General features: G+C 70.0%; 18 protein-coding genes. 5 read left to right on the top strand and 13 right to left on the bottom strand.

Going from position 1 to position 18,194, the window contains the following annotated elements:
* Window positions 1-19 precede the first annotated feature (19 nt).
* Together J8J14_RS25325 and J8J14_RS00205 are read right to left on the bottom strand one after the other, a co-directional pair.
* Complete coding sequence (locus J8J14_RS25325; RefSeq protein WP_209377413.1) at window positions 20-1,375, bottom strand: glycosyltransferase family 4 protein; 1,356 nt, start codon at window positions 1,373-1,375, stop codon at window positions 20-22.
* Between the two features lie 168 nt (window positions 1,376-1,543).
* The gene (locus tag J8J14_RS00205) at window positions 1,544-2,551 is read right to left on the bottom strand and encodes a C-terminal binding protein (protein ID WP_209377412.1); all 1,008 of its coding nucleotides are present in this window, start codon (window positions 2,549-2,551) and stop codon (window positions 1,544-1,546) included.
* Window positions 2,552-2,637: 86 nt separating this feature from the next.
* On the opposite strand from J8J14_RS00205, the gene J8J14_RS00200 reads away from it, so the two are divergent.
* Window positions 2,638-3,399, top strand: coding sequence for an SDR family NAD(P)-dependent oxidoreductase (locus tag J8J14_RS00200; RefSeq protein WP_245215209.1), 762 nt, complete (start codon window positions 2,638-2,640; stop codon window positions 3,397-3,399).
* 73 nt (window positions 3,400-3,472) lie between these two features.
* Window positions 3,473-4,282, top strand: a complete 810-nt coding sequence (locus J8J14_RS00195) for an enoyl-CoA hydratase/isomerase family protein (RefSeq protein WP_209377411.1) — start codon at window positions 3,473-3,475, stop codon at window positions 4,280-4,282.
* On the opposite strand, the gene J8J14_RS00190 is transcribed toward J8J14_RS00195, so the two are convergent.
* The 4 genes from J8J14_RS00190 to dctP all read right to left on the bottom strand — a co-directional run bounded on the left by J8J14_RS00190 (window position 4,270) and on the right by dctP (window position 7,951).
* Window positions 4,270-4,977, bottom strand: coding sequence for an SDR family oxidoreductase (locus tag J8J14_RS00190; protein ID WP_209377410.1), 708 nt, complete (start codon window positions 4,975-4,977; stop codon window positions 4,270-4,272). The two genes, J8J14_RS00195 and J8J14_RS00190, sit on opposite strands and share 13 nt — an antisense overlap.
* A gap of 103 nt (window positions 4,978-5,080) precedes the next feature.
* On the bottom strand, window positions 5,081-6,373 hold the full coding sequence (locus J8J14_RS00185) for a TRAP transporter large permease (RefSeq protein WP_209377409.1): 1,293 nt from the start codon (window positions 6,371-6,373) through the stop codon (window positions 5,081-5,083).
* Entirely contained in the window at window positions 6,373-6,885 is a 513-nt protein-coding gene (locus J8J14_RS00180; RefSeq protein WP_209377408.1) for a TRAP transporter small permease, read from the bottom strand. The genes J8J14_RS00185 and J8J14_RS00180 overlap by 1 nt, the downstream gene beginning before the upstream one ends.
* 22 nt (window positions 6,886-6,907) lie before the next feature.
* The gene (gene dctP, locus J8J14_RS00175) at window positions 6,908-7,951 is read right to left on the bottom strand and encodes a TRAP transporter substrate-binding protein DctP (RefSeq protein WP_209377407.1); all 1,044 of its coding nucleotides are present in this window, start codon (window positions 7,949-7,951) and stop codon (window positions 6,908-6,910) included.
* Window positions 7,952-8,042: 91 nt separating this feature from the next.
* On the opposite strand from dctP, the gene J8J14_RS00170 reads away from it, so the two are divergent.
* Complete coding sequence (locus tag J8J14_RS00170; protein WP_209377406.1) at window positions 8,043-8,618, top strand: sugar O-acetyltransferase; 576 nt, start codon at window positions 8,043-8,045, stop codon at window positions 8,616-8,618.
* On the opposite strand, the gene J8J14_RS00165 is transcribed toward J8J14_RS00170, so the two are convergent.
* The 6 genes from J8J14_RS00165 to J8J14_RS00140 form a co-directional block, all read right to left on the bottom strand.
* On the bottom strand, window positions 8,609-10,693 hold the full coding sequence (locus J8J14_RS00165) for a matrixin family metalloprotease (protein ID WP_209377405.1): 2,085 nt from the start codon (window positions 10,691-10,693) through the stop codon (window positions 8,609-8,611). The genes J8J14_RS00170 and J8J14_RS00165 overlap by 10 nt on opposite strands.
* Before the next feature lie 138 nt (window positions 10,694-10,831).
* On the bottom strand, window positions 10,832-11,575 hold the full coding sequence (locus J8J14_RS00160; RefSeq protein WP_209377404.1) for an ABC transporter ATP-binding protein: 744 nt from the start codon (window positions 11,573-11,575) through the stop codon (window positions 10,832-10,834).
* On the bottom strand, window positions 11,572-12,438 hold the full coding sequence (locus J8J14_RS00155; RefSeq protein ID WP_209377403.1) for an ABC transporter ATP-binding protein: 867 nt from the start codon (window positions 12,436-12,438) through the stop codon (window positions 11,572-11,574). The genes J8J14_RS00160 and J8J14_RS00155 overlap by 4 nt, the downstream gene beginning before the upstream one ends.
* On the bottom strand, window positions 12,435-13,469 hold the full coding sequence (locus J8J14_RS00150) for an ABC transporter permease (protein ID WP_245215208.1): 1,035 nt from the start codon (window positions 13,467-13,469) through the stop codon (window positions 12,435-12,437). The genes J8J14_RS00155 and J8J14_RS00150 overlap by 4 nt, the downstream gene beginning before the upstream one ends.
* Complete coding sequence (locus J8J14_RS00145) at window positions 13,466-14,482, bottom strand: ABC transporter permease (RefSeq protein WP_245215207.1); 1,017 nt, start codon at window positions 14,480-14,482, stop codon at window positions 13,466-13,468. The genes J8J14_RS00150 and J8J14_RS00145 overlap by 4 nt, the downstream gene beginning before the upstream one ends.
* A 2-nt stretch (window positions 14,483-14,484) precedes the next feature.
* Window positions 14,485-16,095 (bottom strand): ABC transporter substrate-binding protein, encoded by a 1,611-nt coding sequence (locus J8J14_RS00140; protein WP_209377402.1) that lies wholly within the window; start codon window positions 16,093-16,095, stop codon window positions 14,485-14,487.
* A 95-nt stretch (window positions 16,096-16,190) separates the two neighbouring features.
* Here J8J14_RS00140 and J8J14_RS00135 point away from each other — a divergent pair, with 95 nt between their 5' ends.
* On the top strand, window positions 16,191-16,859 hold the full coding sequence (locus J8J14_RS00135) for a phosphoribosyltransferase (RefSeq protein WP_209377401.1): 669 nt from the start codon (window positions 16,191-16,193) through the stop codon (window positions 16,857-16,859).
* 85 nt (window positions 16,860-16,944) lie between these two features.
* Window positions 16,945-17,661: a DUF1194 domain-containing protein gene (locus J8J14_RS00130; protein WP_209377400.1), complete on the top strand. Its 717-nt coding sequence runs from the start codon at window positions 16,945-16,947 to the stop codon at window positions 17,659-17,661.
* A gap of 22 nt (window positions 17,662-17,683) precedes the next feature.
* Here J8J14_RS00130 and J8J14_RS00125 read toward each other — a convergent pair whose 3' ends face one another.
* On the bottom strand, window positions 17,684-18,112 hold the full coding sequence (locus J8J14_RS00125; protein ID WP_209377399.1) for a DUF3775 domain-containing protein: 429 nt from the start codon (window positions 18,110-18,112) through the stop codon (window positions 17,684-17,686).
* Between the last annotated feature and the right edge of the window lie 82 nt (window positions 18,113-18,194).

The raw sequence follows: 18,194 nt of genomic DNA, 5'->3' as shown, positions 1-18,194 counted from the left end.
ATCCCACTTTTGGTGGAAGTCAGGTAGGGGCACCGCCCGGCCCGACCGGCCGGGAGCGCAGCCAGCCCGGGAGGGCGGCCTGCAGGGTGGCGGGGCTGCGGCGCCGGGCCAGCGTGGCCAGCAGGTTGTCCACCCGGGCGAAATGGCTGTCCCAGCGCGGGGCGCGCCAGCCGGACAGGCGCGCGAGCTGCGCGTTGCGCGCCGGGCTGGCGGGATCGGCATAGTCGAGGATGGCGGCGCGCCAGGCGATGCCATCCAGCGGGTCGAGATAATCCGGCACGTGGCCGCCCACCTCGCGCAGGGCGGGCAGGTCGGAGCAGATGGCCGGGACGCCGAGCGCCAGGGCCTCGGCCAGTGGAAGGCCGTATCCCTCGGCGAAGGAGGGGAAGAGCAGGGCGCGGGCGCCGCGCAGGATCTGCCAGACCTCCCGGTCCGGCACCTGGCCCATCTCCCGCACCGTGCCCCGCAGCGCCTCGCAGCGCTCGAGGATGTCCACCACGTTCTCGTTCTCCCAGCCGCGGCGGCCGACGACAAGGAGATGCGGGGTGCGGCGGCCCATCCGGCCCGCCAGGTCGCGCCAGAGATGAAGCAGGAGGAGGTGGTTCTTCCGCGGCTCGATCGTGCCGAGGATGACGAAATAGGGTTCCGCCGGCAGGGTGGGGCTGGCCGCCGGGGGTGGCTCGATCCCGAGCGGCGCCACGGTCACGTGCGGCGGGATCTCGCGCGTGCCGAGATGCGGGCGCAGTGCCGCGGCGGTGTGGGCCGAGTTGACGATGATGGCATCCGCCAGCGCCGCGGTGGTGCTGATGCGCTTCATGTGCCGGTCCGCCTGGCCGGGGCGGGCATATTCCGGATGGGTCGCGGGGATCAGGTCGTGGATGAGGGGCACGAAGGCGCAGCCCGCGTCCCGCATGGCCTGGATCGGCCGCTCGCGCTCCAGGGCGCGGTGGGAGACGAGGAGGAAGACCTTGGGATCGGTGGTCTTCAGGCGGCGTGCGAGGGTGCCCTTGCCGATCCCGGCCATGACGCGCCAGCGCAGCGCGACCGAGATGCGGCGCGCGCGCCGGGCGGCGTGGAAGTCGGGGTCATTGTGGGACCAGGCCTTGGTGAGATTGGCGATCAGCCCGACCACGGCGCGCCAGGGCAGGGCCACATAGTCCCCGGCCAGGGCCTGGGCCACGAAAGTGCAGCCGGCTTCCGGCATGGTGGCCCAGCGCCGGGCATAGGCGATCTCGACCCGGTCGATCCCCGAGGGGGCCGCCTTCGTCCCGCAGGCCAGGAGGCGGGAGACGTCCAACACCACATGCGGCGCCGGGGCGGGAGCCGAGGCGCGGGTATCATAGAGTGTGATCTCCTCGCCACGCGGCACCCGCATCTCCTTTACAAATGATAAGACCGTGTTTACCGCAACTGCGAAGGGAGATGCCACCGTCTTTGCCGGTCTTCATTTCAACCGGCAGGGCGGTCTGAGGCTAAAGAGCCCTGGAACGAGGGGGCGAGTACTCCATCTGCTCCTGATTCGCAGGAGGTGGTGGCAGATAAATTAGTCGTGATGAGGGAGGATGACGTTCGTCATTCTTCTTTCCAACAGAACGTCTCTCATGGTTTCTGAGCTCTTTTGCCGAATATCCGCAACAGAGTCCGGCGAATGATACGCGCTGTGGGGCGTGATGATCAGGCGGCCTGCCAGCCACGATTCCCGCGCCCGGTAAGCGGCCAGCAGGGAGGGGATGGTGGGGCCCGGCGGCTCCTCCGGAAGAACATCCAGCCCGGCGCCTGCGATGGTGCCGTCTCGCAGGCAGCGCTCCAGCGCGTCCAGGTCCAGGATGGGGCCGCGGGCCGTGTTCACCAGCACGGCGCCGGCCGGCATCAGGCGGAGCAGGCGCTCATTCACCAGCCCGCGCGTGACCCGCGTCAGGGGCGTGTGGATGGAGAGGGTGTCGGCCTGGGTGAAGAGATCCTCGATCTCCCGCGCACGCTGGATGCCCAGGGCCAGCTCGGTGCCATTGGGCAGGTAGGGGTCGTGGAACAGCACGCGCCAGCCGAAGGCCTTCGCCCGGAGCGCCACCGCCGTGCCGATGCGGCCCAGGCCGAGGATGCCGAAGGTGCGGTTGGAGGGGCGCTGGACCAGGGGCGAGTCGATGGGCGCCCAGGGTGCCGGCGGATCGGCCCGTTGCGCCTCATGCTGCAGGAGCAAGCCGCGGCGGAGGGTGAGGGCCAGGGCGATGGCGTGGTCCGCCACCTCCGTGGTGCCGTAATCCGGCAGGTTGCATACCGTGACGCCACGGCTGGCGAGGGTCGGCCGGTCCAGCCGGTCATAGCCAACGCCCATCCGCACGACGCAGCGGAGCTTCGGGAAGCGGGCGATGTCGTCCGCGGTCAGCCAGTGGCGGAAGACGAAGAGCCCTTCGACCTCGGCCAGGAGGGAATCGGGCAGGTCGGCGAAGCGCGCGGAGTTGACCTGGATGATGCACACATCGGGGCCGAGCACAGCCCGCTCCACCGCATCATCGGGATAAAGACCCTCCGCCTGCATCACCGTGACCGCCATGTGCCTCTCCCCCCCTGGATGAATGCGCGGCATCCTGCGGCCAGGTGGCGCGCCCGTCCATGCGGGGCGCCGCAGGGGGAATGACGATGGCCGGGCGGCGGATTCTGATCACAGGGGCTTCCAGCGGCATCGGCGCCGCCACGGCGCGGGCCATGGCGGTGCCGGGCGCCTCGATCGCCGTGCATTGCCGGGGCAACCGGACCGGGGCGGAGGCTGTCGCGGCGGAGCTGCGCGCGGCGGGTGCGCGGGCCGAGGTGCTGGTGGCCGACCTGACCGAGCCGGAGGCGCCGGCGCGGCTGGTGGCGGAAGCCGCGGAGGCCTTCGGCGGGCTGGAGGTGGTGGTGGCCAATGCCGGATTCGCCGACCGGACGCTGGTGGGTGCCATGACGGATGAGGGCTTCGCCCGAACCGCGGACACGGTGCTCTGGGGTTTCATGCGCCTGGCACGGGCGGCGGGGCCGCATCTGCGGCAGGCCGGGCAGGAGGGCGGATTCGCGCGGATGGTCGCGGTCTCCTCCTTCGTGGCGCATCTGTTCCGGACGGATACGGCGCTGTTCCCTGCCAGCGCGGCGGCCAAGGCGGGGGTGGAGGCGCTGGTGCGGTCGCTCTCCATCGAATGGGCGCCGCATGTCACCGTGAACGCCGTGGTGCCCGGCTTCACCCAGAAGGATGCCGGCACGCATGTGGCGTTGGAGGCGCCGGCCTGGGAGGCCATCCTCTCGCGCATCCCGCTGGCGCGGCTCGGCAAGCCCGCGGACGTGGCGGCGGCGGTCGCCTTCCTGGCCTCTCCGGGGGCGGCCTACATCACCGGGCAGTCCCTGCATGTCAGCGGCGGGGTGGTCATCTGAAGGGGTGGCCTTTCCGGCCCTCGCCGCAGCCCTCCATACTCCACGCCTGAACAAAGGGATGGAGACAGGCCGGATGAGCGACGAGGCCCCGCTTCTGGTCACGCGGCAGGGTGGCGTGGTGCGCGCCGTGATGAACCGGCCGGCGCGGCGGAACGCGCTGAACGGCGCGCTGTCCGAGGCGCTGGACCGGCTGCTGGCGGAACTGCGCGAGGACCGGGCGGCGCGGGTGCTCGTGCTCTCCGGGGCCGGCGGGCATTTCTGCGCGGGGCTGGACCTGGGCGAGGTGGGCGGCGAGACCGGGACCGAGGAGCAGCGCATGGCCGCGCAGCTGGAGCGGAACCGGCGGATCGGCGCGCGTTTCGCCGCGCTGGCGGCGCTGCCCCAGGTGGTGATCGCCTCGGTACAGGGCTCGGCCTTCGCGGGCGGGCTGGGATTCGTCTGCGCGGCCGATATCGCTTTCGCGAGCGCCGAGGCGCGCTTCGCCGCGCCGGAGACGCGGCGCGGGCTGGTGGCGGCGCAGATCCTGCCCTGGATCGTCCGCCGCACCGGGCGCAGCCATGCGGCGCGCATGGTGCTGCAGGGCCATGTTCTGGGTGCTGCGGAGGCCGGGCGCATCGGGCTGGTGCACGAGGTGGCCGGGGATGCGGCGGCGCTCGAAACGCTGGTGGCCGCCACGGTGGCCGATGTGATGCAGGGCGCGCCCGGGGCGCTGGCCGAGACCAAGGCCATGCTGGCTGCGCTGGGCGCGGCGGTGCCGGAGGGCTATGCGGAGGCGGGCGCCGCGGCCTTCGCGCGCTGCGCCGCGAGCGGCGAGGCGGATGAGGGCATCGCGGCCTTCCGCGACCGCCGGCCGCCTGCCTGGTTCGCCACTCAGTCCTCGTAGATCATCTTCCGCGTCATCCCGCCGTCGGAGATGAATTCGGCGCCGGTCACGAAGCCGCTTTCGGGGGAGAGGAGCCAAGCGGCCAGCGCCGCGATATCGGCGGGCTCACCGACCCGGCCGGCAGGGTGCTGGGCGTGGTCGCGCTCACGCAGCTTCTCCCCGCTGACATCGATCCAGCCGGGGGAGATGACATTGGCCCGCACATCCGGGCCGAGGCTGATCGCCAGCGCATGGGTGAGCGCGACGAGGCCGCCCTTGGAGGCGGCGTAGCTTTCCGTATCCGGTTCGGACTGGTGCGCGCGGGTGGAGGCGATGGTGACGATGGCGCCCCTGGCCTGGCGCAGCAGGGATTCGGTGGCGCGGGCCAGCAGGTAGGTGCTGGTGAGGTTCGTGCCGATGACCCTGGACCACTCCTCCAGCGTCAGGTCGCGCAGCGGCTTGCGGATCATGATGCCGGCATTGGCGACAAGGCCGTCCAGCCGCGCCTCGGTGCCCGCGATGCCGTCGACCAGGGCGCGCACCGCGGCTTCGTCTGAAATGTCGGCCTGGACATGGCGGGCGGCCTCCTCCGGCCCCTTCGCCTCGGTATCGGCCGTGACGACGTGCCAGCCATCGGCTGCGAGGCGCTTCGTGATGCCCCGGCCGATGCCGTTCGAGCCGCCGGTGACCAGCGCGACGCGCTTCCCTTCCGCCATGATCCCGCCCTTTGTGATGCGGGGTGGCAACGCCGTTCGGGAGCGCGGGTTGGGGGCCTGGCCGCCACGCCACAGTCCCGTGGCGTGGCGGGATCCGCGGAACCTAGAGGGCGCCTGTCAGGCGCGGGAGGAAGAGGACGAGCTCCGGCACGAAGGTGACCAGCAGCAGGGCCCCGAGCATGGCGCCCACGAACCAGATCACCCAGGGCAGGGTGGATTCCATGGAGCAGCCGGCGACGCGGCAGGTGATCATCAGGTTGACCGCCATGGGCGGGGTGAAGGCGCCGATCGCGACATTCATCGTCAGGATCACCCCGAACCAGGTGAGGTCCCAGCCGAAGGCGGTGGCGATGGGCAGCAGGATCGGCAGGAACACCAGGAAGACCGAGATGGCGTCGATCAGCGTGCCCGCAAGCAGGATCATCACCGTGATCAGCAGCAGCATGATCGTCGCATTGTCAGTGAGGCCGATCAGGGAACCGGCCAGGGCATCGAAGGCGCCGATGGTGCTGCCAGCATGCGCGAAGATGGTGGCAAGGGCGATGATGATGAGGACCACGGCCGAAACCTCGGCGGAATCCCGCAGCACGGCATAGACATCGCGCCAGGTCAGGGTGCGATAGATCACCAGCCCGACGAAGAGGCCGTAGAACACCGCCACGACGGCGGCCTCGGTGGGGGTGAAGGCGCCGGAGCGGAGGCCGCCCAGGATCACCACCGGCGCGGCCAGCCCCCAGATGGCGCCCTTGAAGGCCTGCCAGAGAGGAATGCGGGCCTCGTCCGGGGCGGGAAGGCCGAAATTACCGCGCCGGGCGAGCCAGATGGCCGGCAGGATCAGGGAGAGGCCGGCCAGGATGCCCGGCACCACCCCGCCCATGAAAAGCGCGGGCACGGAGACGCCCGGGATGAGCACGGCATAGACGATGAAGGGGATGGAGGGCGGGATGAGCACCGCCGTGGAGCCCGCGGCCGCGACGAGGGAGGCGGTGAAGGGGCGCGGATAGCCCTGCCGCAGCATGGGCGGCAGCATCACCGCCGCAACCGCCGCCGCATCCGCCGCGCCGGAACCCGAGATGCCGCCGAGGACGAGGCAGACGAGCACGGCGACGATGGCCAGCCCCCCGCGCCGCGGACCCACCAGGGCGGAGGCGAAGTCCACCAGCCTTTGCGCCACGCCGGATCGTTCGAACACCATGCCGGCGAGGACGAACATGGGCAGCGCCAGCAGCGGATATTTCGCGATGCCCGTCCAGACATTCGTGGGCAGGGCCATGACGCCCAGCCCCTCGATCGCGATGACGAGGATGCCGGAGGCGCCGAGCGCGACGCCGATGGGTGCGCCGAGGAAGAGCAGGGCGAAAAAGGCCACCAGCAGGATGGCCGAGCCTTCGAGCATCACGGCGCGCGGACCACCCGGATGATGCGGCCGGCGATGCGGAGCAGGATGACCACCGAGAGCACGGGCATCCACACGGTGTAGAGCCATTGCGGCACGCCGAGGCCGGGCGAGAGGGATTCGAAGCGGTATTCGTCCCAGGTGTAGAGCGCGCCGAGCCAGCCGATCGCCCCGAACAGGGCGAGGGAGATGAGCAGCAGCAGCACCTCGATCTTCCGCGCCACCGCGCGGGGCAGGCGTTCGGTGAAGAAGGTCATGCGGATATGGCGGTCCGTCGCGAAGGCGGCGGCGGTGCCGAGGAAGGCGAGCACCACCATGATCGCCACCGAGTATTCCTCGGTGAAGGCGAAGGAGATGCTGGTGAAATAGCGCACCAGCACATTGGCGAAGGTGATGACGGCCAGCACCGCCATGGCGAGGGCGGCGAGCGCGCCCTCCACCGTGACGGGGATGCGTGGCGGGGCTTCCCCCAGGCGCAGGCCGGGGGCCTGGATATCGGCGTGCTCGGTCATTCTGTTCCCCGGCCTGTCCCGCTCAGCTCACGCGGGCGATGGCGGCCTCGGCCTTGCGTACGAGGTCGATGCCCACGGTCTGCGCCCATTTGTCGAAGACGGGGCGGGTGGCCTGGGCGAAGGCGCGCTTCTCGGCAGGGGAGAGGTCGATCACCTCCACGCCGCGGCGGGCGCATTCCTCCAGCGAGGAACGGTCGCCATTCATTCCCAGGCCCTTGCGCGCGGCGTTGTTGCCGGCCTGCCCGGCCTCGCGCGCGGCTTCCACCACGATTTCGCGGTCGCGCGGCTCGAAGCTGGCAAGGGCCTGCTTGCTGATCGCCACGATCCCGGCATCGGCGCAGTAGTTCCAGAGGGTGAGGTGCTTCTGGGCCAGGGAGTCCATCCGGAAACCGAGGAAGAGGTTCACCGGGTTCTCCTGCCCGTCCACCGCGCCGGTGGAAAGGGCGGGCTGGAGATCGGCGAAGGACATCTGCACGGGGTTGGCGCCAAGGGCGGTGTAGATCTCGCTGAAGATGGCGCCTGCGGCGAAGCGGATCTTCAGCCCGCGCAAGTCGGCGGGGGTGCGGATGGCGCGCTTGGAATTGCTGATCTCGCGGAAGCCGTTCTCGCCCCAGGCCAGCGGCTCGATATCGCGCTGGGCGAGGGTGCGGAACAGGGTCTGCCCCACCTCGCTGGCCACCAGCGCGTCGAAGGCCGCCGTGTTGGGCATGAGGAAGGGGAGGGAGAAGAGGTTCATCTCCCGGATCTGCGGGGAGATGTTGATGGTGGAGAACACGGCGCCGTCGATCACGCCCTGGCGGATCGCCACCAGTTCGCGGGTCTGGTCGCCACCGACGAGGGAGGAGCCGGGATAGACCTTGAAGTTCAGCCGCCCCTCGGAGCGCTGGTTCACCAGATCGGCCCAGACGAAGGCGGATTCAGACAGGGCGATGGGGCGGTTGCCCACCACGGTGATCTTGTATTCCGGCTTGTAGCGGCCCGTGCCCTGGGCCCGGCCGATGGCCGGCATGGCCAGCACGGCGCCCGCGGACAGGAGGGCGCGGCGGCCCAGGCGTTCGATCGTCATTTCCATCCCCCGAAATCACTTCTGGTTGCGCGCACTCTGCGAGAAGCGGGGCGGGGGCGGCAAGGGGTGGCGGGCATGGGATAAGCCCGGCATGACCGAACGCGAGAAGATGCTGGCGGGTCTTCCCTATGACGGGATGGACCCGGCCCTGCTGGCCGAGCGCTACCGGGCGCGGGCCCTGGTCCAGCGGATGGACGCCCTTCCGCCCGAGGATGAGGCGGCCCGGCGCGCGGTGCTGGAACAGCTCCTGGGAGCGATCGGCGAGAAGACGATGGTGATGCCGGGCTTCCGCTGCGACTACGGCAGCAACATCCGGCTGGGCGCGGGCAGCTACGTCAACTTCAACTGCGTCTTCCTGGATTGCGCGCCCATCACCCTGGGCGACCACTGCCAGGTGGCGCCCGCGGTGCAGATCTACACGGCCACGCATCCGCTGGAGGCCGAGCCGCGCGCGGCCGGGATCGAGAGCGCGCATCCCGTGACGATCGGGCGCAATGTATGGCTGGGCGGCGGCTGCATCGTGCTGCCAGGGGTGACGATCGGGGACGATACCGTGGTGGGCGCGGGGGCCGTGGTGAACCGGGACCTTCCCCCGGGCGTGCTGGCAGTGGGGAACCCAGCGCGGGTGGTGCGGCGCCTGGGTGGCGCCGACGCGGGTCAGGCGTAGTTGGAGAGGGCGTCGTAGACCCCGGCGAGGCCGAAGCCGACGATGTCGTCGTTCCCGTCGCCGTCCACATCCGCCAGCTCGCGCGGGAAGAGGGTGTCGTTGGCCCAGCCGCCGCTCCTGGCGCCGAAATCGGCGAGCAGCTGCGTCACCGGCCCGAAATGGCCGCCGCCGGTGGCGAGGGCAGCGAAGGCACCGCCAAAGCCGAAGCCGACGATGTCTGCCATGCCGTCCCCGTTCACATCCGCCATCCGGCGCGGGAGGAGGTTGTCGCTCACCCAGCCGCCGTTGTTGGCACCGAAGGCGCCCAGTTCGAAGGTCGCGCCCGCAAAGTGCCCGCCGCCGGTGGCGAGGGAGACGGAGACCCCGCTGAAGCCGAAGCCGACGATGTCGGCCATGCCGTCCCCGTTCACGTCCGCCAGCTGGCGCGGGAGGAGGTCGTTGCTGACCCAGCCGCCGTTGCTGGCACCGAAGGCGCCCAGTTCGAAGGTCGCGCCCGCGAAGTGGCCGCCGCCGGTGGCGAGGGAGACGGAGACACCGCTGAAGCCGAAGCCGACGATGTCGGCCATGCCGTCGCCGTTCACGTCCGCCAGCTGGCGTGGCAGGAGGTCGTTGTCGACCCAGCCGCCGCTGTTGGCGCCGAAGGCACCCAGATTGAGATTGGGGGCCGCGAAGTGCCCGCCGCCTATGGCGAGGGAGACGAGCACGCCGCCGAAGCCGAAGCCGACGATGTCGGCCATGCCGTCGCCGTTCACGTCCGCCAGCTGGCGCGGGAGGAGCTTATCGCTGGCCCAGCCGCCGTTGTTGGCGCCGAAGGCACCCAGATCGAGGTTGGGGGCCGCGAAGTAGCCGCCGCCGATGGCGAGGGAAACGGAGACCCCGTTGAAGCCGAAGCCGACGATATCGGCCATGCCGTCCCCGTTCACGTCCGCCAGCTGGCGCGGGAGGAGGTCGTTGTTGCTCCAGCCCCCGGCATCGGGGGCGAAGGCGGCCAGGGCAAAGCCGGACGAACGGAAGGGCACGTCGTTGTCCAGGATGGTGCCGGTGCCCACGGCATCGGCGAGGAAGGCATTGTTCGTGGGGCCTGACAGGACGACGGAGAAGGATTCCCGCGGGTCGTGAAGGGTGTCGTCGAGGATGGCGACGGAAATCGTCCTTGAGGTGGCGCCGCTCGCGAAGAAGAGGGTGCCGGAGGTGGCGACGTAGTCCGCGCCGGCCCGGGCGGTGCTGTCCGCCGTGGCGTAGTTCACCTGGAAGGAGGAGGTGCCGCCGGTACGGGTGACCGTGAAGTTCGCATAGGTGACGCCCGCCGCGCTTTCCGAGACGACTGCGTCGCTGATGGCCAGAGAACCCGGCCAACTGCTGGCCGATCCATAGATGGAGCGGATGCCCGCGATATCGTCCGGCTGAGGGGTGGCAATGGCGGGGTTGTAGTAGGGGTACATGAGGGCGCTGGTGAGCCCGGAGTGACTCAGTCCCAGCGAGTGCCCGATCTCGTGCGTGGCGACGGCGAGGAAGCTTTCAGGGGTCCAGAAGCTTCCCTCGGCGCTGTCGAAGATGATGTCGCCGGCAAAGGCCACGCTGGCGGGGTTCGAGTAGGTGGGCAGGTAGGCGGATGCCAGCACGTTGCCGCTGGTGGGGCGACCGTCCACGAAGCCGGCGCCGATGCGGATGTTCGCGGAGAGGCCGGCACCGAGGCTGGCGCCCCCATCCGCCACCTGGGCGAAGGTGATGTCCGCCACAGCCGACCAGGCGGCGAAGGCCTGGGCGAGGACGGCGGTGTAGTCGAAGGAGAAGACATGCCAGAGCGGCACGGTGGTGCCGACGAAGAAGCTGGAGTTGCCCGTGGCGTTGAAGAGACCACCCCCGGCGATGCTCCAGGTCACCACGCCCCCCGGCGTGCCGAAGCTGCGGGAGGCGCCCCATTTGCCGAAAGAGGCCGAGTAGGCCTCCGGTTCATGCGGCTGCGCCGTGCCGCCGTCCAGGTCGTAGAAGACGTGCAGTTCGGGGGCGTCGGACGGCGTCAGGCCCGGTGCTGGGGTAGGGTGGGCGCCGAGGGCTGCATCGTTCTCGCTCAACCCCGCACCACTCAATTCGTAAGCCGCCACTTGCACGCATCCTCTGGCCCGGAACCCCGCCCGGGGAGGAGCATGATATTCCGGAACGTTCCGCGCGTCAGCCCATGATGGCTCCCAGGCAGGCTGCGGGCCGGAGATTCAGGCCACCCGTTCCTCCATGGCGTGGGAAAGGCGGATCAGGTCCTGGGTGTGGGTGTGGAGGGCCTTGCCGGCGCGAAGGGAAGCCTCATCCAGCACCTCCACGATGCGGCCGCCCTGCATCACCGCCAGACGCCCGCAGAGATGCGCGACCACGGGGAGGTTGTGGGAGACGAGGATGCAGGTGAGGCCGCGCGCGGCGCGGAGATCGGCCAGCAGGTTCAGCACCTCCGCCTGGACCGATACGTCAAGGGCGCTGGTTGGCTCGTCGAGCAGCAGAACGCGGGGATCGGCGATCAGGGCGCGGGCGATGGCCACGCGTTGCCGCTGGCCGCCGGAAAGCTGGTGCGGGTAGCGGAAGCGCGCCGTGCGGGGCAGGGCAACCTCCTCCAGCGCCCGGGCGATGCGGGCGTCGGCATCCGGCACGCCATGCACGGCCAGCGGCTCGGACAGGATGCGGTCCACTGTCTGGCGTGGATGCAGCGAGCCGTAGGGATCCTGGAACACCATCTGCACCGTCCGGAAAAAGGCGCGGTCCCGGCGGCGGCCGAGCTCCTTCCCGTCCAGCGCCATCCGGCCGGTCCATTCGGTGATCAGCCCGGCGATGGCGCGCAGCACGGTGGACTTTCCGCTGCCGCTTTCGCCCACCAGGCCGAAGGTCTCGCCCGGGGCGACGCGGAAGGAGATGCCGCGCACCGCATGGTTCGTACCGAAGCGGATATCGAGATCGGCGATGTCGATCATGCGTGCGGCGCCATCCAGGAGGGATCGCGCCGCAGCGTGGGCAGCCGGTCCCGCTTTTCCACCAGGCTGGGGAGGCATTCCAGCAGGCCGCGCGTGTAGCCATGCGTGGCCTTGTGGAGATCGGCGGCGGGCAGCTCCTCCATCACCTGGCCGGCATACATCACCGCCACGCGGTCGCAGAAGCGGGAGACCAGGGGCAGGTCGTGGCTGATGAGCATCAGCGCCATGCCGCGCTGGTCCACCTGTTCCTCGATCAGGCTCAGGATCTCGGCCTGCACGCTGGCGTCCAGCGCGGAGGTGGGCTCGTCCGCGATCAGCAGCTCGGGGTTGGGGGCCAGCATCATCGCGATCATCACGCGCTGGCCCATGCCGCCGGAGAGTTCGTGCGGATAGGCGTCGTGCACGCGGCGCGGGTCCCGGATCTTCACGCTTTCCAGCAGGTTCATGGCGGCATCCCGGGCTTCCCGCTTGCCGATCCTCGAATGGGCGCGCAGGGCCTCGGCGATCTGGCTGCCCGCGGTCATCACGGGGTTCAGGCTGTATTTCGGGTCCTGCAGGATCAGCCCGATCCGGCCGCCGCGCAGGGCGCGCATCTCGGGTTCCGTGGCGTGGAGGATGTCGGTGGTGCCGAAGCGCAGGACATCCGCCCGCACCTGCGCGGAAGGCGGCAGGAGGCGCATGAGCGCGCGGCCCGTGACGGACTTGCCCGAGCCGCTTTCGCCGACGATGCCCAGCTTCTCCCGCCCGATGGTGAAGGAGACGCCGCGCACGGCCTGGGTGACGCCGGTGGGAGCGGGAAAGGCGACATGGAGGTTGCGGACCGCGACCAGCGGCTCGCCCTCGGTCAGGGGATGGGTGCTCATCGCTGCTTCGGGTCCAGAACGTCGCGCAGGCCGTCGCCCAGCAGGTTGAAGGCAAGAGAGGCGGAGAAGATCGCGATGCCCGGCATCACGGCCACCCACCACTGCTCCAGGATGAAGCGCCGGGCCGTCGCGATCATCGTGCCCCATTCCGGCAGGGGCGGCTGGGCGCCGAGGCCGAGGAAGCCGAGGCCAGCGGCGGTGAGGATGATGGAGGACATGTCCAGCGTGACGCGCACGACGAGGGAAGGCATGCACATCGGCATGACATGGCGCAGCACGATGCGGCCATGGGAGGCGCCGGTCATGCGCGCCGCCGCCACATAGTCGGTGCGGCGGATGGTCAGGGTTTCCGCGCGGGCGAGGCGGGCATAGGGCGGCCAGGCCGTGAGGGCGATGGCGATCACCGCGCTCTCCACGCCGGGCCGCATGGCGGCGACGAAGGCCAGGGCCAGGATCAGCCGCGGGAAGGCGAGGAACACATCTGTCACCCGCATCAGCAGCCGGTCCCAGATGCCGCCCGCATAGCCGGCGATGCAGCCCACCAGCAGGCCGAGCGGCGCCACCAGCAGCACCACGGCGACCACCATGCCCAGGGTGATGCGTCCGCCATAGAGCAGGCGGGACCAGACATCCCGGCCCAGCTCATCCGTGCCGAGCCAATGCTGGGAGGAAGGGGCGGCGAGGCGGTTGTCCAGCTGCTGGATGCCAGGGTCATGCGTGGCCAGCACGGGCGCCAGCAGGATCAGCAGCAGCATCACCACCAGCACCACCAGCCCCGCCATGGCCAGAGGGTTGCGGCGGAAGGCCAGCCAGGCCTGGTAGCGCTGGCCCCAGGCCGCCTGGGAGCGGGAGGCGGGGGCGTCGCTCAGCAGCCATTCGCGGCGGCTGGAAGCGGCGCCGGGCTGGGGCGAGCGGCGGTCGCCCAGTCCCTCGGGTATCGCGTCGGGCGGGATGGGCTCCACCGAGGCGGTGGCCGTGGCGGCATCGGCCATGGGGCTGCCAGGGGAATGGCCAGGGGCAGGGACGCTCATCGCGTGCGCGGGTCCATGAGGCGGTAGAGGAGATCGGCCAGCAGGTTCAGCACCACATAGATCAGGCCGACGACGAGGGTGGCGCCCAGCACTGCGTTCATGTCGGCGTTCAGCAGGGAGACGGTGAGATACTGGCCGAGGCCGGGCCAGGCGAAGATCGTCTCGGTCAGCACCGCGCCTTCCAGCAGCCCGGCATAGGTGAGGAAGATCACGGTCACCAGCGGGACGAGGGTGTTGCGGAAGGCGTGGCGCCAGATGATGCGGGCGTTGGAGAGGCCCTTTGCGCGGGCGGTGGTCACGTATTCGCTCCGCAGCTCCGCCAGCATGAAAGCGCGGGTCATGCGGGCGATATAGGCCAGGGAGAAGAAGGCCAGGATGCCGGCGGGCTGGATGAGGTGCAGCACCGCATCCCAGAAGGCGGGCCAGTCATTCGCCAGCGCGGCGTCCAGCGTCAGTATGCCGGTGATCGGCTCCACCATGTCCTGATAGACGATGCCCTGCCGCCCCGGGCCGGGCAGCCAGCCCAGCCAGGCATAGAAGACGAGCAGCGAGATCAGGCCGAGCACGAAGATCGGCAGCGAATGGCCGGCAAGGCAGAAGATGCGCACGGCCTGATCCACCCAGCTTCCCTGCCGCGTGGCGGCCAGCACGCCAAGGCCGATGCCAAGGATGGCGGAGACGATGATGGCCAGCGTCGCCAGTTCGAAGGTCGCGGGAAAGAAGCGGGCGATGTCCTCCCAGACAGAGTTGGAGGTCATCACGGAGCGGCCGAGATTGCCGGAGAGGATGTCGGTCAGGTAGCGCCAGAACTGCACGTAGAGCGGCTGGTCCAGCCCCATCTCGATCCGCGCGCGCTCCACCACGTCGGCGGGGGCACGGTCCCCCACCACGGCCAGAACGGGGTCGATCGGCACGACGCGGCCGATGAAGAAAGTGACGACCGCGAGGCCGAGAAGGGTGATGGGGATGCTGGCGGCGGTGGCCGCCAGCGCCCCGAGGCGGGCTTTCAGCAAGATCAGGCCTTGGCGATGGTGGCGTAGCTGGTGCGGTCGCTGAGCACGCCAATGCGCAGGCCGCGGACGGCGTTGCGGGTCACCGCCACCTCCACCTCCTGCAACATGATCGCGAAGGGGCTGTTCTGCTGGTGGTCGCGTTGCAGCGCCTCGTACATCGCCACGCGCTTCGCCGGATCTGTTTCCTTCACCGCGGCCTGGGTGCGGGCCGTCAGCTCGGGGATGCTCCAGCCCGAGCGCCAGGCGAGCGTCTTGTTCCGCGCATCATCCCCGTTGTCCGGGTTCATGCTGAAGGCCTCGGCATTGGTGTGCGGGTCGAAGTAATCCGAGCCCCAGCGCAGCAGGGCGAGGTCGTGCTGGCGCGCGCGGGTCTTGGTGATGACCGAGCGCATTTCTCCCGGCAGCATGCGGGCGCGAATGCCGATGGCGGCGAGGTTGGCCTGCACGGCCTGGGCGATGTCGCCGATCGGGGCGCCGGAGAAGAAGTCCAGGCTGCACTCGAATCCATCCGCATGCCCGGCCTCGGCCAGCAGGCGCTTGGCGACCGCCACGTCCATCCTGAAGGGCTTCTCGGTCAGGGCGCCGGGCAGGCCCTCGGGCAGGAAGGCCTGGTGGACGGCGTAGTTGTTGGGGACGATGTTGCGCTGGATGCCCTCGTAGTCGATCGCCATCTTGATGGCCTGGCGCACCTGCGGCTTCGCCAGGATCGGGTTCTTCTGGTTCATGGCGATGTAGAGCAGGCTGGCCTTGCGCTGGGACACCACCGTGTAGCGGTTGTCACCCGAAACGCCCCGGATCTGGTCGGAGGCAAGGTTGCGCGCGATGTCGTAGTCGCCGCGCTGCAGGCCGAGAAGCTGGGCCGAGGGATCGGCCACATGCCGCATGATGATGCGGCGCGTGGCGGGGGCGTTGGTGGCGTGCGGGTTGGCCTGCAGCGTCACCGCCTCGCTCGCGCGCCAGTTGACGATGCTGTAGGCGCCGGAGCCCGCGGAATTCGTCTTCAGCCAGGCATTGCCCCAGTCATCGCCCTGGGCGCGGCCGGAAACAACGGCCTTCTCCACCACGCTGCCCACCGCGGCGGAGAGGCAGTAGAGCAGGAAGGAGGTGGCGGTGGGCTCGGCCGTGGTCAGCACCACCGTGCGCGGGTCGGTCGCGCGGATGGTCTGCACCATGTTGTCCTTGGTGAAGCCGAACTGGTTGACGATGAAGGCCGGGCTTTTGTTCAGCGCGATCACGCGCTGGAGGGAGTAAGCCACGTCCTCCGCCGTCACCTCCTTGCCGCTGGCGAATGCCTGGCCGGGCTTCAGGCGGAAGGTGAAGGTCTTCGCGTCGTCGCTGGCGGACCAGCTCTCCGCCAGGTCCCCCTGGATGCGGGCCGGCTCGTCATTCGGGGTGGTGACGAGGCGCTGGTAGACATTCCCGCAGATCTCGGCCGCCGTGTATTCGAAGGCCTCGGCCGGATCGAGGGTGATGATGTCGTCGATCTGCTTGGCCATCACGACCACGCCCGGGGGGGTCTGCGCATGGGCTGCCCGGATCAGGGAGTCCCAGGGCAGGAAGGCGGTGCCGGAGGCGGCCCCGAGGCCGGTGAGGAGGTTGCGGCGGGTCGTCATGCTTCGTCTCCGGAGGGAGGGCGCGGCGGATTCCCCCGGGTATGGGGCCCTGCTGAGGCTGGACCACTATCCCAGCTCATGCCAATCGCGAAGAGATGGAGTTCTGGCAGAGATTTGAGCCGGTCCCGGATGCGGGGCCGCACCGGGAGAGCATGGCGGCCCCGATGCCCGACGGTACGGCCCTGCGGCTGCCCCTTCGGGACTATGGCAGGCTGGCCGTGGCCGGGCTGATCCTGAACCAGGCCTCCTTCGCCGTTCTGCGCCGGCTGGCGGAGTGGGTGGCGGAAGCGGCCCGGCCGCTGGGGGCGGAAATGGTCTGCGGCCTGCCCGTGCTCGGCCATGCGGTGGCGCCGCTGGTGGCCGAGGCGCTGGGGCATCCGAACTGGGTGGCCGCGGGCTACTCGCGCAAGCGCTGGTACGAGGAGCGGCTTTCCACGCCGGTTTCCTCCTCCACCACGCCGGGGGAGCGGCGGATCTGGCTGGACCCGCGCATCCTGCCGCGGCTTTCCGCGCGGCGGGTGCTGCTGGTGGATGACGTGATCAGCACCGGCAGTTCCGCCCTGGCGGGACTGGCCCTGCTGGAGCGCGCGGGGGTGCGGCCCGTGGGGCTGGCTGTGGCGATGGCGCAGGGAAACCGCTGGCTGGCCTCCTGGCCCGTGGATGTGCCGGTCTGCGCCGCCTTCGCCACGCCGCTGCTGCGCCCCGCCGAGGGTGGATGGGTGCAGGACCCCGCCACGCTGCCGGGGGTGATGCTGCCCGGCTGACAAAAGCGTGCAGCATGACAAAACCGTTGCGGCCTGCCGGGTTCGCCTCATGTAATGCCCCAGCACGGGCGCGAGGGCATGCTTCATGCGGCGACGGTCCCTTCTGGCGGCGAGCGGTGCCGCCATGCTGCCCGCGCTGCCTTCACGCGCCGAGGGCGCGGTTGACCTGCTGTTGGTCCTGGCCGTCGATGTGTCCCGCTCCATCGATGACGACGAGGCCCGCCTGCAGCGCGAGGGCTATCGCAGCGCAATGACCGATCCGCGCATCATCGAGGCGATCCGGGCCGGGATGCTCGGGGCCATCGCGGTGGCCTATGTCGAATGGGCCGGGTCGGACTACCAGCGTCTTGTCATCCCATGGACCCGCATCGGCAGCCCGGTGGAAGCGGAGGGCTGGGCGGCGACGTTGGCGCGGGCGCCGCGCGTTGCGCTGTCCTGGACATCGATCTCCGGCGGGCTGGATTTTTCGATGCGAACCCTTTCGGAATCCCCTTTCGAGGGGACCCGGCGGGTGATCGATGTCTCGGGCGACGGCGTGAACAACAGCGGCCTGCCGGTCGAAGCCGTGCGGGACCGGGTGGTGGCAGAGGGCGTGACCATCAACGGCCTGCCCATCATCAATGATCGCCCGACCTTCGGCCGGCCCTCGCCCGTGCCGCTGGACCAGTATTACCGGGACTCCGTCATCGGGGGCGAGGGCGCCTTCCTGATCGCGGCCGAGGATTTCGCGTCCTTCGGCAATGCGGTGCGCCGCAAGATGGTGCGCGAGATCGCGGGGCTGCCGGGGCCGGTCTTCGGCTGAAGCGCCGGCCCCGTGCGGGGCCTCAGCGCTCGATCTCCTCCACCACGATGCCGAAGGCGGCCAGCCCCTCGGCCAGGAGATCCCCCAGCATTTCCATGCCCATGAGATAGCCGGCGGGATCGGTCTCGTTCCGCTCCCGGGCGAGGTTCAGCGCTTCCTCCCACTCATCGGGCTCGTAATCCCCATGCCCGACCCAGGCGAGGGCGATGAGCGCGGCCTGCTCGTCCTCGTTCAGCTCGTCGATCAGGGTCTCCAGGGTCTCGTCGCTGGAATCCGCATCTGCGGCATCCTCGGCGGTGAGGTCCCCTTCCTCGTCATCCTCGTCGCTCTCATCGGCTGCACGGGCCGTGTCGATGATATTTGCGACAGCGCGCAGGCTGATTCCGAGATCCACCTCGTCATCCTCGTCCCGGGGCGAAGTGCCAGGGATTCCAGAGGGTTTGTCGCTCATGGCGTGGGGGCCCAATCGCATTTTATCGGTTGGTGTTGCCCGCCCAACGCTTGACCTGCCCTTCGGCTTCGCGAAACCGCTT

It is taken from the genome of Pararoseomonas baculiformis, from assembly GCF_017813395.1.
In the GTDB taxonomy this organism is placed as follows: Bacteria; Pseudomonadota; Alphaproteobacteria; order Acetobacterales; family Acetobacteraceae; genus Roseomonas; species Roseomonas baculiformis.
This window is presented reverse-complemented; position numbering and strand designations above follow the sequence as displayed.